Origin of the sequence: Tumebacillus permanentifrigoris, from assembly GCF_003148565.1 — a bacterium.
Classification (GTDB): domain Bacteria; phylum Bacillota; class Bacilli; order Tumebacillales; family Tumebacillaceae; genus Tumebacillus; species Tumebacillus permanentifrigoris.
In genome coordinates this window covers 381,678-394,705 of record NZ_QGGL01000001.1, presented here as the reverse complement: position 1 = coordinate 394,705, position 13,028 = coordinate 381,678, and the positions used below count along the sequence as shown (strand labels likewise).

Below are 13,028 nucleotides of genomic sequence, written 5' to 3'. Positions count from 1 at the left end.
TGTCTATCAGATCTCAATAATTCGATCGCTTTCAAGACACCTAGATAACTCCTGCATATTTGCGAAGGGGCTGCTGGAGACAATCTTGCTAAGGCTCTGCATGCCTAAACCGATCAGTTCACGATCACCTTCGAGGAGCCCTTTGTCGATGATTTCAAAAGATTTGTTGACCGCCGATTGACGTTCATCAAAAACGCGTTGGAAGATTGTGTGGTAGAGATCGTATTTGTTTTCGATCTCAGTTAAAAGAATTTCCTTCTGTGCTTCGATTGCAGCCATTTCTCGTGTAGTAATCAGAGACTCGCGATACGCATCCGAAAGCTTCCCAAAGAAGTCTAGAACATCGGGAGTTGGCATGATATGCTGGACGGTTTGCAATTTTGAGAGCCCTTTGGTGAGTTTGTTTTTATTGAAAAAAGATAACATTCGGGTGTCCTCCAATCTATTCAAAAACCTTGGTGTCAATTAGAGTGGCAAATTCATTTGCAATACTGCCTATGTAGGCGATATTTTGAAGATCCTGATTTGAGAAGTAGTTCCTTCGGAGGAGTCGTTTTCTCAGTGTTTTTGCTAACTTGGAGAAGAGTGGAATCGGGTAGACCTGTTTATATATCACAGCCAATTCGTGTGTAAAGGCCTCTTCAGCTTTTTTGATGGAAACAATGAGTTCCTGACTTCGCATCTCAATGACTTCTAATTTGAGAATATTGTCATTTAGTTGCTCGTTGATCTGCACTACTTGTAACATATTTTCCTCGATCTCTTTTATCTGTTTGTTGGCTTTGAGGTGACTGAATACACCTGCCAAGGCCAACGCTGGAAGAACAACTATACCCCCGAGAACAGCAGTTCCTGCCATCATGCCCCCGCCGCCAGCGGCGAGTGCACCACCACCAAACCACGCCAGCGTTGCATTGGTTGCTGCTGCGCCAGACAAGCCAGCGATGGCCGAACCGGTTGATGCGGTCCCAATACTGGAGACTAGTGCCCATGCACCTAGCGCAGTTCCTACTCCTGCAGACACACCCTTTGTGAGATTGATTGCTGCATCAGCTGCTGTAATGGTTTCTCCAATTCTCTCAAAGTGAACATCTTCTACATCGTTGCCGACTTTATGATCGGGCAATTCTCGGTCCTTAGTTTTTAGATTCTGGGAAATCTTATTGATTTCTTTTAGTGATTCTACGGCGGACAATTTGACTTTAATGACTTGTTCCAGAACAGAGTTGACGCTCGCTCTTTTCGATTCCGTTTTCATAAATAACTGTTCGTACTCGAATTGGAGGTCTTCAAATTCATGTAGCTTTTTTTCGATTCGGCCGGAAGCTCCGAACGTTACGATATTACGAAGCAAACTCATGTTGTAGTCACCACACCCTGTGTCGTTTGATAAAAAAGTTGACGGGAAAATACCATTATCTGAAGTGGCTAATTTGTGCTGCATTTCACTACGTTTCTCAACGTATCAACGGAAGTGCTTAGGTCTGAGCGCCGGGAATTTCTGTCAATTGGTGAGCTGTCTACTTGAAAGAGTCGTTATCAACTCGGATCATCACGTCCGTCACCAATCTGATGGATTCATTCGATAGTTTTGTAATTTTTTTGTACCACCTTCTTTCCAATTATACCTTTCTACACATGAGTAAAATCCACCTGCAAATGAGTTTAATTAATGAAAATGTGAGATTATCTCATGATGCATATGTATTTGCTCAGAAAGCAGCTCAGTCGAACTGAGACATTGCATATGTAATTTGAATGTAAGCGTTTTTTAGATCAGGTAAATGTAAGTTGGTTGATGTGATATTTTTCATCTAAATAAAGAGGCGATGAGCGAACAAAGTAGAATTATATGTAACAGAGGTAGTTAACCTTGATATTTCGTCATATTTCGCTATTTGCTAGTAGTTTATTCCATATGATAGAGTAAACCTCATTACTCCGTTACATAATGTCACCGCTGGAGGGTCGTCCATGGATACTAGCTCTGCTCCACAGGTCGGAAGTAAGCAGCACAGTTTCGTCTCAGCAGACAGCACGATATACAAGTGGTTTGAACGACAAGAGACAGCTATGACTCTTGAAGAAGAAGAGATCATCGATCTTCGCCAGGCGATTGAAAACATGTCTGACGAAGCAATTCAAAATGATGTATCTGGGAATGGCATGAAAATGGGGGTTCCTGTTCAGTTATCACGCGATCGTCTGGATGCGTTCCTCGAAGTTGTACTTAATGTCATTAAATTCAAGAAAATCAGACTTACATCTCATGCTTTAGATCGACTTCAAGACGACCTCGTGAATGGAGCAGAACACCCTAATTTTAGAGGTTGGCTTTCTGAAGAAGATGTACACCACTGTGTGTGCACAATCAATCGGGTAGACGGAGTAAGGTTAACTGTCAACAAAGCAACAATTAACAGCGCCGAGGTTCATTTCAATCAAAGTCTCGCGCTTGAAGTTCGCGGTCAACGTCCCGATGGAATAGAGGGGACGCTGGCGCTAGCTATTATAGAATCAAACAGAATTCGAATCATCACGTTGTTGTGATTTTTGACGGTTGGTTATAAACTTGTCGAAAAACGATAAATATGATAGAACAGCAAAGTACCTTAGGAGGAATGGATCATGATGGTGATGGATAGCAGAGATTCCACGAACAAGACTTGTATCTGCGCTTGTGGCGGAGTTATGCTTTATAAGGTGGGTACGATTACTCGTACGATCCGCAACACCGAGATCCGTATCCACAAGGTGCCTCACTTTGACTGTACTTCATGTGGAGAGTTAGAGTTTGATCTGGACACAAAGATCCCTACATTGACTGTTTATGCTTATCAAGCAGAGATTTCTGAGGCGGTCTGGAGTGAAGATCTCTTGGAGGACATGAAACAAGGAAACCCTTGGCTGCCTCGATAAACGAATTCAAAAAACCGAGAGAGGATGGACTCGCGCCCTCTATCTTTTTTGTCAAAAAAGATAGATACAATAGCCTAGCGTTGTCAGTGAGTATTACAATGATCTGTTTGTTCCCAAGTTGAAACTTAAGAGAGGCTGAAGATGATATCTTCGCCTCTCTTTTGTTGTGATTTTGATGAGCCGATCCCGTGCAGCAAGACCCGTTTATGAATCAACCCGAATTTTCATCCTGATTCCGATTGTCTCGAATAGGGAATCGTAGAAACAGTCCTGCATGGCCCGACGGTTGTTGGGGATGAGTAGGGTGCCAGACAGAACCCTTTTTTCCATTAGGTAAGCTCCATCACTTTCTTTTGACAAGGCGCTTTATAAAATGAAGCCTAAGCAGTCTGAATGAAAAGATGAACTGGAGGAACGACTACTCATGAATGAAAAGTACATACCGCTATTCGAGCGTTTCGCCCTGCGCTCGGGTGTTGAACTCAAAAACCGCATCGTCATGGCCCCGATGACCCATTTCTCTTCGAACCAAGACGGCACCGTCTCTGATGTGGAATTGGAATACTACCAACGCCGTTCGAACGGGGTCGGCCTCGTGATCACCGCTTGCACCTATGCAACCCCCAGCGGCAAAGGATTCCCCGGGGAATTCTCCGCCGAATCGGATGACATGATCCCCGGCTTGAAACGCCTCGCGAGCGCGATCCAATCGCGTGGGGCCAAAGCGGTGCTGCAAGTCTTCCACGGTGGAAGCCAGTGCCCGCCAGATTGTGTACCGAACGGCGAGACGGTCAGTGCAAGCGCTGTCGCTCCTGCGGCGGAGGGTGCTCCAACCCCACGCCCGTTGACCGATGCGGAAATTCTGGAGATCATCCGCGACTTTGGCGAAGCGACCCGCCGGGCGATCGAAGCTGGGTTTGACGGTGTCGAAATCCACGGAGCGAACGGCTACCTGCTCCAACAGTGCTTCTCCGCGCACACCAACCGTCGCGAAGATCGTTGGGGCGGCAGTCTGTCCAACCGCATGGCGTTCCCGCTGGCTGTGGTCGACGAAGTGCAAAAGGTCGTCGCCGCACATGCGAAAACGCCGTTCGTCGTCGGCTACCGCTTCTCCCCGGAGGAGCCGGAAACCCAAGGCATCACGATGGAAGATACGCTGGTGCTCGTCGACGCGCTCGCTGACAAGTCGCTCGATTATCTCCACGTCTCGCTGATGGACTTCTGGTCGGCCCCGCGCCGTGGTGTGGAGGAGGATTCCCGCACGCGTCTGGACTGGATTCAGGAGAAAGTAGGCGACCGCGTCCCCGTGATGGGCGTCGGATCGATTCAAACCGCAGACGATGCGCTGCGTGCGATCCAAACCGGTGTTCCGCTGATCGCCATCGGTCGCGAACTGATCATGGAACCGGACTGGGTGGAGAAAATCGTCGAAGGTCGCGAGTCGGAGATCAAGACGCAACTTTCCAAGCAAGAGCAGGAGCGTCTCGTGATTCCCGACCTGCTCTGGCAAGCGATCCTCAACTCGCCGGGCTGGTTCAAGGTCGCGGACTGATCGTCTGAGGAGAAAAAGAGAGAGTGCCGCGACGGCACTCTCTCTTTTTTTGCCTACAAAAAGCGGTCGAACCAGTCAAAAATTTCACGGTCGCGATCGGGCGCAACTTCCATCAGGTGATGGTCCGCCTCGGGGTAGCAGATGAACTTGTGCGTGTAGCCTCGCTCTTGTAGCGCGGCCGCTAACAACTCCGACTCTGCGGGATCGACGCGTCGATCGAGAGCGCCGACCTGTAGCAGCAGCGGTACTCGCAACTGCTCGGGCCAGCAGAGGGCGGAACGCTCGCGATAGTCGGTCGGGTTCTGCTCAGGGTCTCCGAAAAGGTCGTGGTAGAGATGCGCAATCGCCGGAGGGAGCGGTCGGCGGAACAGGTCGCTCGGAGCGCTCGTGGTGGCGGCGGCTCGGAGAGGCAGGCCGTGCCGGATGCAGAGATACGTCATCATGCCACCGCGCGAATGTCCAAACATCACCATGCGCGAAGCATCTGCCTGTGGCAAGGACTCGGCTAGCCAGGCGAGGGCAAATAGGTCTTTGAGATCAGCGCCGCCGTATTCATCCTGCCCTTCGCCACCGTCATTGCCACGGTATTGCGAGGCGAGCACCACATAGCCACGGGCGGCATAGCTGGCGAGGCGGGCGAGTGTTTCTTCCTTGATCTTGCTGAACGACCGGAATCCGCCGCGGTTGTAGATCAGGACGGGGAACTGTCGGGGTTCGGTCGAGGTCGGCGTGGCGATAAATCCAACGACTTGCAGGCCGTCGACCCGATAGCGGATGCGCTCGATCCGGACTTGCTCGCGATACGCAGGGGGGACGGTAAGCAGTTGTCGAGAAACGATCGTACCATCGTCGGGCAATCGTAGCATACCTAGCTCCTTTACTGTTGTAAATTTGCACTACAACATTTATAATAGATGCAATTTATTTTTTCGACAATCTGTGAAGGGAAAGTGTCGAACTCAATCGAATAATATGTATCAGTCACCTTTCAAAGGTGAATTGGAAAAATTGAATTAACTAATAATAGAGGTGTTCATGTGGGGAAATTATCGATCAAGTGGAAGTTGATCTTGCCGAGTTTATTGGTGATGACCTTGGTTGTCGCATGCATCGCGTTCCTGATCTACAAGGAGACGGAGAAAAGCCTAGAGCGGCAAGGTCTAGCCTTGACGGAAACGGTGCGCATGGGCATGGAAAATGCGATCGTCGCACGCGCCACGACGGAGCAAGTGTTGGAAAAGGAAATGATCGGGCAAGCGTCGATGTTGTCGCTGCTCGCTGCCAAGGGCACCACGTATGAGGAACTCGCGGCGTTGTCGAAGCGCTCCGGGATCGATGAATTCTGGATCACCGATGAGAAAGGCTACACCAAGCTGACGAACATGGCGCCCAAGGTTGATTTCAATTTTGGCGCGGATGCCAACTCGCAGGCGTATGCGTTCATGGATCTGGTCACCCAAAAGCGTGATGTCGTCACACAACCGGCGCAGGTCCGCACGCTCGACAACAAGATGTTCAAGTTCGTCGGCGTCACAGGTTGGAACAAGCCTGGCATCGTCCAAATCGGTCGCGATGGCAAGCAGTTGGCCGAACTGGAAAACAAAGTCGGGGCGAAACCGTTGATTGCCCAGATGAAAACGCATCTGAGCGACGAGGTGTTGCTCGCCGCCGTGCTGGAGCAGGACGGCAAGGCGATGGTCGCGACCGATGACAAGTTCAAAGCGTTGCCACTTGATTTGAAAGCTTCCTATCAAGCGGCCATCCAGAGCAAGCAAACGGTCACGCTCGGTGGCGATCTGAACGGAACGCCCGTCACCTACTACTTCACAGCCCTCACCAACGGGCAAGGGATGGTGCTGGCGCTCTCCACAGAAATTCTCACCAAACTGCGCAACATCACGATCATCGCGGCGGGGGTGGGGATTCTGATCATCACCGTGGTGACGATGCTCGTCATGGCCGCGATGTTCAAGCGCCTCAAGGAACTTCAGGACTCGCTGCAATCGATCTCTAGGGGCGATGGTGACCTGACGAGTCGCTTGCCGATCACCACGCAGGATGAATTCGGTCAGTTGGCGATGGCGGCGAACCAGATGCTGGAGCGTCTGCAAGAGACGATCTCCGATGTGGGTCGAGCTGTCGAAGGCTTCCACGGGGCTTCTGCACAACTGCGCGCCACCACGCAAGGGGTGCGGGATGCGTCCCACCAGATCGCCGAAGACGCGCAGATCGTCTCGCACGAAGCGCAAGAGTCTGACAGAGAGCTCGCCTCGATGGGCACGCAGATCGACACCATCGCGCACAAAGTCGATGACATCGCCGCCTCTGCCGAAGTCACGGCAGGCACGACGAAGCGCGCGGAAGAACTGGTCGAGGAAGGCCGTCAGACGATCTCCTCCGCGCAGCAGAAGCTGGAAGTGGTCAAACTCAACACCCTGTCGAACAACCAAGTGATCGATCAACTGGCGACCAAGTCCGATCAAGTGGAAGGCATTCTCGGCATCATCTCGCAGATTGCCACACAGACGAACTTGCTCGCTCTGAACGCTGCGATCGAAGCGGCACGAGCGGGTGAGTTGGGGCGCGGGTTCGCCGTGGTTGCCGATGAAGTTCGCAAACTCGCGGAACATGCGATGAACTCGACGAATGACATCACCGTGATTGTAGAGGATATCAAGCAGGAAATCCAACACATCGTGAAAAATCGGGACAAAAACAACCGGGACTTCGAAGTCGGCATGGAGGCTTTTGATACGGTGCAGCGCGTGTTTGACGACATCACCATCGCGTCACAAGAGATGGTGAACCATGTCGGAGCGATCACCAATGACAACCAAGACTTGGCTTCGCAGTGGGAGCACATCGTCTCGGGCACGCAGCGCGTCCAAGAAGCCTCGCGCCGCACCGTGGGCAATTCGGAGAACATCGCCGCTGTCGTCGAGGAACAGACGGCCGCATTTGACGAGATCGCCACCTCGGCGGAAGTGCTCGCGGAGACAGCAGAGCGACTGAAAGGCTCGATTGCCGGGTATCGCGTGTAAAAAAAGCGACCTTGCCACGTCTGCTCGTGGCGAGGTCGCTTTTTCGTTATCGATCCGCTCACCAAACGGATGGACTACCTGCAAAAGTGTTGGCATACGATCAAGTTACTGGTAGGATAATCCTAACGAAATTTGATAGGGGTCGAATCTCTTGAAGATAGGACTTGTGCGGCACTTCAAAGTCACGCGGGGGTTTCCAAAGGAGAAGCTGCTCAGCGCGCGCGAACTTGACCGCTGGCTCGACGAGTACGACCTGTCAGACGTGGAGATCGCGCCCGTCGACTTGGGCGATACGCAGTGGAAGCGTTGTTATGTCAGTCCCTTGTCCCGCGCTCGCACAACAGCGGAGACGATCTATAGCGGCGAACTCATCGAACTCGAAGGGTTGCGCGAGGTGCGCCCCGACCCGATTTTGCAAAGTGACGTCCGCTTGCCGTTCCTCGTCTGGCCGATCCTGTTGCGACTGGCGTGGTTCATCAACCACAATTCTCAGACCGAGGGCCAGGCCGATGTGGAGAAGCGGGCCTCCGATGTCCTCGACGAGATCCTCGCACGAGACGAACAGGAGGTGCTCATCGTGTCACATGGTGGGATCATGATGTTTCTGCGCAAGGAACTGCTGCGCCGTGGGTTCAGCGGGCCGAAGTTCGGATACGCGGAGAACGGCACGCTCTATACCTTTGAAAAAAAGCCCTGACAACAACGGTTGTCAGGGCTTTTTGCTGTCGTTACGGTTTCACGGTGTACGCCACGCCCTCGATCCACTTCTGCCCGAGGAAGTCGCGACCGCGGATCGTGACTTCCCGGTTGCGGACTTCGACGATCAGACCTTCGCTGTCCGGGCGCGTGTTGCGGTCCGGATTGTAGGGCCGACCGGCGGAGGAGTCGTTGACCATCAGAAAGGAATCCCGGACAAACGTCGTCGGGCGGTCGAGGTTGATATGCGTGTGCCCGGAGAAGAGGATCAGGTTTGGGTGTGCAGCCAAGAGTTTTTTCAGCGCTTCGTGCTGGATCACCGTGCGGTTCCAGCCGGCGCGCGCGGTGCCGGAGACGGTGTACGGCAACGGCTGGTGCAGAAACACAAAGGCAGGCTTGTCCGTAGGAAGCCCCTGCAATTTCTCCTTCAACCAAGCTAGTTGGGTGTCTGACAGGTAGGCATCATCGTTGTAGGACATGTCGCTCATTCGCGATTTCTCCGAGCCGAGGAACAGGAAGTGGTAGTCCTTGATCACTTTTTCCGTATAGACCTGCTGGCGTCCGGCGAAATCGAGGAAGCGCTGGAGCGCTTTTTCATCGGTGTCACCGTTGGGGAACGTGTCCTTGTTCATCGTGTTGCTTTTGTCATAGAAGGCGGCGTAGAACTCATGGTTGCCAATCGTCACTTCGGTCGGCGGGTGTGGCGTGCTGGAGAGCAGGTTGCGCAGGGCGCTGTAATCCTCCGGGGCTCCGTTGCTCAGGTCGCCGTTGATCACCAACAGGTCGCTCGCGGGTGCGGCTCGGTTGATGTCCTCCAGCACATGGGTAAACTTGCTCTGCGTTCCGCCATCGGACGTACTGATATGGATATCGCTGATCACTTCGAAGGTCAGCAGATCTGGGTTGGAATTGGGGGTCGTGACTTGTTGCGCGACCGGCTGTGGGTTCGGGTCCTTTTTCAGGTTCCAAACCAGTATCGCGATCGGCAATACAAGCAAGAGGGCAAGCAGCAGGCGTTGGATGCGCATCGAATTTTCACCTCATTCTGATTATACCACGGCAGCCTTCCCAACGAACGACCACGGCGCTTGACGAGACAAACTGCTCAGTGATATAGTTCACCTATCGAACTGTTTCACGATCGAACAACCTGTAGAGGAGGGAGACACATGGAGAAGCAACTGCTGAAGCAGATGATCGACCGGTTTGAAACTTCGACCTTCACCGTCAATCGCATCCTGCACGCCTGTATCCGAGAGTTGATGCCGGAGAACTTGACTGCTGATCAGCATTCCATCCTTCGATATATCCGGGAACGCGGACTGTGTACATCGTCTGAGCTGGCGGACTTTTTTTTCGTCGGCAAAAGTTCCATCACGGCCATTGTGAAACGCTTAGCAGACAAGAACTTGATCCAGCGCATCTTGGATGACAAGGATCGTCGTGTCATCTACTTGTCGTTGACCGCAGAGGGTGCAGAACTCGTGGAGACGATGCAAGAGAAGATCGCCGAACTGCTGACCAAGTTCATCAATCACTTCGACGAGCAGGAAGCCCACACGTTCATCGAGACGTATGAGAAACTGGCGCGCATCCTGATCGAAGAAGAGGGGGGTAAGGGACGAGAATGAAGACAATCATCAAAACGAAATGGCTCTGGCTGCTGCTGTGGCTGGTCGCAGCGGTCGGCTTGGCTCTGGTCGCTCCGAACATGGAGGCGCTCGTGCGCGACAAGGGTCAGATCCGCGTGCCAGACGGTTATTCGTCCTCGAAGGCAGCCGAGCTGGTCTCCGAGATGACGCAAGACCAACCCAAGGATGCCAATGAGGAAGCGGTCGTGCTGGTGTTCCACAACGACAACGGACTCAGCTCTAGCGATCTGGAGGAAGCCAAACACGGCTACCAAGAACTACATGACAACCAAGACAAGTACGGCATCACGTCGGTGATCTCGCACTTCGAGACGAAAGACTTGGAAAAGCAGATGGTCGCAAAGGACGGCAAGACCCTGCTGATGCTCGTCAACATCTCGATGGCAGATCGCACGCCCGCCGAAGCGAGCGACACGCTGTACAAGGCGATCTCCGATGTGAAACTTACGCACTACTACACGGGCAATATGATGATCAACGAAGATGTGGTGCAGAGCTCGCAAGAAGGGTTGAAAAAAACGGAATGGATCACGGTGGTGTTCATCCTCTCGATCCTGTTCGTGGTGTTCCGCTCGTTGGTGGCTCCGTTCATTCCGCTGCTGACGGTCGGGATCAGTTACGTCGTCGCACAGTCGATCGTCGCGTTTCTGGTCGACAAGTTCGGATTCCCGCTCTCGAACTTTACGCAGATCTTCATGGTCGCGATCATGTTCGGGATCGGGACCGACTATTGCATTCTGTTGATCTCCCGGTTCAAGGAAGAGTTGGCGCACGGTCATGACCGCATCACGGCGATTCTCAACACCTACCGCACGGCGGGCAAGACGGTGTTTTTCTCCGGCTTGGCGGTGTTGGTTGGATTTGCCTCGATCGGGTTCTCGACATTTTCGCTGTACCGCTCGGCGGTGGCCGTTGCCGTTGGGGTGGCTGTGTTGCTGCTCGCCTTGATCACGCTGGTGCCGTTCTTCATGGCGGCGCTTGGCAACGTGATTTTCTGGCCATCCAAAGGCTCGCTTGAACACAAAGAAAACCGACTCTGGGGCATCGTCGGCAACTTCTCGCTGACTCGCCCGCTGTGGGCGCTGGTCATCCTCGCGGTGATCATCGTCCCGTTCCTGAGCGCGTACCAAGGCGCAACGTCCTTCAACTCGATGGATGAGATCGGGGACAGATACAACTCCGTCAAAGCGTTTAACCAGATCGCGGAATCATTTGGCCCCGGCGAATCGATGCCTTCGAAAGTGGTCGTGAAAGTCGACAAGCCGCTGGATTCCTCCGCAGGTCTCGCCACGGTGGAGCAAGTTACCCGCGAACTGCTGAAAGTCGAGGGTGTCAAATCGGTGCGCAGTGCAACGCGCCCGGCAGGTGACACGATCGAGGATCTCACCGTCTCCAAGCAAGTGAACACGCTGGGGGATGGTCTCGGTCAAGGGGAGGACGCGCTCGGACAGATCGGCAAAGGCTTGAACGATGCCAGCAAGGGTCTGACGGAGAGCGCACCGAAGCTCAACCAAGCGGTGGACGGTGCCGGAAAACTGATCGACGGGACGATCGCGCTGAAGTCGGGCGTCGTGCAACTCGGTGCCGGTCTGAAACAGATCGAGAAAGGTCTGCGTGACGGTTCCGTCGGAGCTGCCGATCTCAGCAAGGGGCTGAAGCAGGCGAAGGACAGTGCCGATCAATTGGCAGCCGCGTCGCAGGAGCTGCTGCGCCACTACCAAGAGATGGGCAAGGGGCTCGGTGACCTGACGCAAGCCTATCAGGACGTATCCGCCAAAACTTCGGGTCTGGCAGAAGGTCTCTCTACTGTAGGAAAAGGTCTGACAGGTCTCGCGCAGAAGTACCCAGAACTGCAAAACGACCCTGACTTCAAATCGACCGTCGGTGCAGTCACGGCGTTGCAGACGGGTGCCACCCAACTGGGTGACGGCTTGAAGCAACTGAACGCCCAACTGGATCAGGTCGCCAAAGGTCTGGGTCAAGCGAACGGCGGGTTGGCCCAAGCGCAAGCCGGTCAAGTCCAATTGGCCGCTGGGCTGAGCGCACTGGCGCAAGGTCTTGACCAACTGCAAGCGGGCATCACGCAAGCGGCCAACGGGCAAGGTCAGATCGTATCGAAACTCCCGGCTGTCACGAGCGGGTTCGACAACGTCTCCTCCGGGCAAAAAGAACTGCAAAACGGCTTTGCACAACTCAATGGTCAATTGGGTCAACTGACCGACGGTCTGAACAAGAGCACCGACGGTCTGTCGAAAGTCTCAGGCGGTCTGCAAAGTGCCAACGACTACCTGAACAAACTCTCGACCGCACCCGACAAGCAGATGACCGGGTGGTACATCCCAGACGAAGCGCTCCAGAGCGCCGATTTCCAAAAAGCGCTCGACGTCTACATGTCCAAGGACCGCAAGATCACGACCTTCGACGTGGTGTTCGCCGGCAATCCGTATGATGTGGAGACGCTGAAAAAAGTCGACGGGCTGAATGAAGCCGTCGCACGCGGAATCAAAGGCACGGACTACGCGACCGCCACCTATGCGGTCAGCGGCGTGACCAGCATCAACAACGATCTGAAAAACATCTCCGCCGAAGACTATGCGCGCACGGTCATGCTGATGTTGATCGGGATCGCCGTGATCTTGGTTCTGATGTTCCGCTCGATCGTCCTGCCGATTTATATCATCCTGTCACTGCTGCTGACGTACTACACGTCGATGGCAATCTCCGAAGTGATCTTCGTGCGACTGCTCGGTCAGACGGGCATCTCGTGGGCGGTTCCGTTCTTTGGCTTCGTCCTGCTGATGGCGCTAGGTGTTGACTACAGCATCTTCCTGATGGATCGCTTCAAAGAATACCGTCACATGACGCCGCACGATGCGATCTTGTTGGCGATGAAAAAAATGGGCAGCGTCATCATCTCCGCTGCCGTCATCCTCGGGGGGACATTTGCCGCGATGCTGCCGTCTGGCGTGATGTCGCTGCTGCAAATTGCCACGATCCTGCTGTGCGGGCTGTTCCTGTACGCGTTCGTGATGCTGCCGCTGTTCATCCCGGTGATGGTCCGCACATTTGGCGCGGCGAACTGGTGGCCGTTTATGGGTCGTGCAGAACGACCGACACAGGAACAACGCCAACCGGTGAAGTCCCTGTAAGCAAAAAGAGCGTGGGTGC

At 53.5% G+C, this 13,028-nt stretch carries 11 protein-coding genes; 7 read left to right on the top strand and 4 right to left on the bottom strand.

Annotated elements, in window-relative coordinates; genetic code table 11:
* Nucleotides 1-6: 6 nt before the first annotated feature.
* On the bottom strand, nucleotides 7-426 hold the full coding sequence (locus C7459_RS01740) for a hypothetical protein (RefSeq protein ID WP_109685633.1): 420 nt from the start codon (nucleotides 424-426) through the stop codon (nucleotides 7-9).
* A gap of 16 nt (nucleotides 427-442) precedes the next feature.
* The gene (locus C7459_RS01735; RefSeq protein ID WP_245884360.1) at nucleotides 443-1,444 is read right to left on the bottom strand and encodes a hypothetical protein; all 1,002 of its coding nucleotides are present in this window, start codon (nucleotides 1,442-1,444) and stop codon (nucleotides 443-445) included.
* A 530-nt stretch (nucleotides 1,445-1,974) separates the two neighbouring features.
* On the opposite strand from C7459_RS01735, the gene C7459_RS01730 reads away from it, so the two are divergent.
* The 3 genes from C7459_RS01730 (at nucleotide 1,975) to C7459_RS01720 (ending at nucleotide 4,471) form a co-directional block, all read left to right on the top strand.
* On the top strand, nucleotides 1,975-2,550 hold the full coding sequence (locus tag C7459_RS01730; RefSeq protein ID WP_109685628.1) for a hypothetical protein: 576 nt from the start codon (nucleotides 1,975-1,977) through the stop codon (nucleotides 2,548-2,550).
* A 78-nt stretch (nucleotides 2,551-2,628) separates the two neighbouring features.
* Nucleotides 2,629-2,919, top strand: coding sequence for a YgiT-type zinc finger protein (locus C7459_RS01725; RefSeq protein ID WP_109685626.1), 291 nt, complete (start codon nucleotides 2,629-2,631; stop codon nucleotides 2,917-2,919).
* A 424-nt stretch (nucleotides 2,920-3,343) separates the two neighbouring features.
* Nucleotides 3,344-4,471, top strand: a complete 1,128-nt coding sequence (locus tag C7459_RS01720) for an NADH-dependent flavin oxidoreductase (RefSeq protein ID WP_109685624.1) — start codon at nucleotides 3,344-3,346, stop codon at nucleotides 4,469-4,471.
* Between the two features lie 53 nt (nucleotides 4,472-4,524).
* Here C7459_RS01720 and C7459_RS01715 read toward each other — a convergent pair whose 3' ends face one another.
* Nucleotides 4,525-5,337, bottom strand: a complete 813-nt coding sequence (locus tag C7459_RS01715) for an alpha/beta hydrolase family protein (RefSeq protein ID WP_109685622.1) — start codon at nucleotides 5,335-5,337, stop codon at nucleotides 4,525-4,527.
* Nucleotides 5,338-5,508: 171 nt separating this feature from the next.
* On the opposite strand from C7459_RS01715, the gene C7459_RS01710 reads away from it, so the two are divergent.
* Both C7459_RS01710 and C7459_RS01705 read left to right on the top strand, forming a co-directional pair.
* A complete protein-coding gene (locus C7459_RS01710) occupies nucleotides 5,509-7,512 on the top strand; it encodes a methyl-accepting chemotaxis protein (RefSeq protein ID WP_109685620.1) in 2,004 nt (667 codons plus the stop codon).
* 151 nt (nucleotides 7,513-7,663) lie between these two features.
* The gene (locus C7459_RS01705; RefSeq protein WP_109685618.1) at nucleotides 7,664-8,209 is read left to right on the top strand and encodes a histidine phosphatase family protein; all 546 of its coding nucleotides are present in this window, start codon (nucleotides 7,664-7,666) and stop codon (nucleotides 8,207-8,209) included.
* A gap of 31 nt (nucleotides 8,210-8,240) precedes the next feature.
* Here C7459_RS01705 and C7459_RS01700 read toward each other — a convergent pair whose 3' ends face one another.
* Complete coding sequence (locus tag C7459_RS01700; protein WP_109685616.1) at nucleotides 8,241-9,236, bottom strand: metallophosphoesterase family protein; 996 nt, start codon at nucleotides 9,234-9,236, stop codon at nucleotides 8,241-8,243.
* A gap of 141 nt (nucleotides 9,237-9,377) precedes the next feature.
* On the opposite strand from C7459_RS01700, the gene C7459_RS01695 reads away from it, so the two are divergent.
* Together C7459_RS01695 and C7459_RS01690 are read left to right on the top strand one after the other, a co-directional pair.
* Complete coding sequence (locus C7459_RS01695) at nucleotides 9,378-9,839, top strand: MarR family winged helix-turn-helix transcriptional regulator (RefSeq protein WP_109685614.1); 462 nt, start codon at nucleotides 9,378-9,380, stop codon at nucleotides 9,837-9,839.
* Nucleotides 9,836-13,009 carry an MMPL family transporter gene (locus tag C7459_RS01690; protein WP_109685612.1) on the top strand — a complete coding sequence of 1,058 codons (3,174 nt, stop codon included), beginning with the start codon at nucleotides 9,836-9,838 and terminating at the stop codon, nucleotides 13,007-13,009. Before C7459_RS01695 ends, C7459_RS01690 begins: the two co-directional genes overlap by 4 nt.
* Nucleotides 13,010-13,028 lie beyond the last annotated feature (19 nt).

Excerpts from the sequence above, each read along its gene's own strand:
- C7459_RS01715 (WP_109685622.1), bottom strand. The coding sequence starts at position 5,337 with ATGCTACGATTGCCCGACGATGGTACGATCGTTTCTCGACAACTGCTT.
- C7459_RS01740 (WP_109685633.1), bottom strand. The coding sequence starts at position 426 with ATGTTATCTTTTTTCAATAAAAACAAACTCACCAAAGGGCTCTCAAAA.
- C7459_RS01735 (WP_245884360.1), bottom strand. The coding sequence starts at position 1,444 with ATGCAGCACAAATTAGCCACTTCAGATAATGGTATTTTCCCGTCAACT.
- C7459_RS01700 (WP_109685616.1), bottom strand. The coding sequence starts at position 9,236 with ATGCGCATCCAACGCCTGCTGCTTGCCCTCTTGCTTGTATTGCCGATC.
- C7459_RS01725 (WP_109685626.1), top strand. The coding sequence starts at position 2,629 with ATGATGGTGATGGATAGCAGAGATTCCACGAACAAGACTTGTATCTGC.
- C7459_RS01720 (WP_109685624.1), top strand. The coding sequence starts at position 3,344 with ATGAATGAAAAGTACATACCGCTATTCGAGCGTTTCGCCCTGCGCTCG.
- C7459_RS01730 (WP_109685628.1), top strand. The coding sequence starts at position 1,975 with ATGGATACTAGCTCTGCTCCACAGGTCGGAAGTAAGCAGCACAGTTTC.
- C7459_RS01695 (WP_109685614.1), top strand. The coding sequence starts at position 9,378 with ATGGAGAAGCAACTGCTGAAGCAGATGATCGACCGGTTTGAAACTTCG.
- C7459_RS01690 (WP_109685612.1), top strand. The coding sequence starts at position 9,836 with ATGAAGACAATCATCAAAACGAAATGGCTCTGGCTGCTGCTGTGGCTG.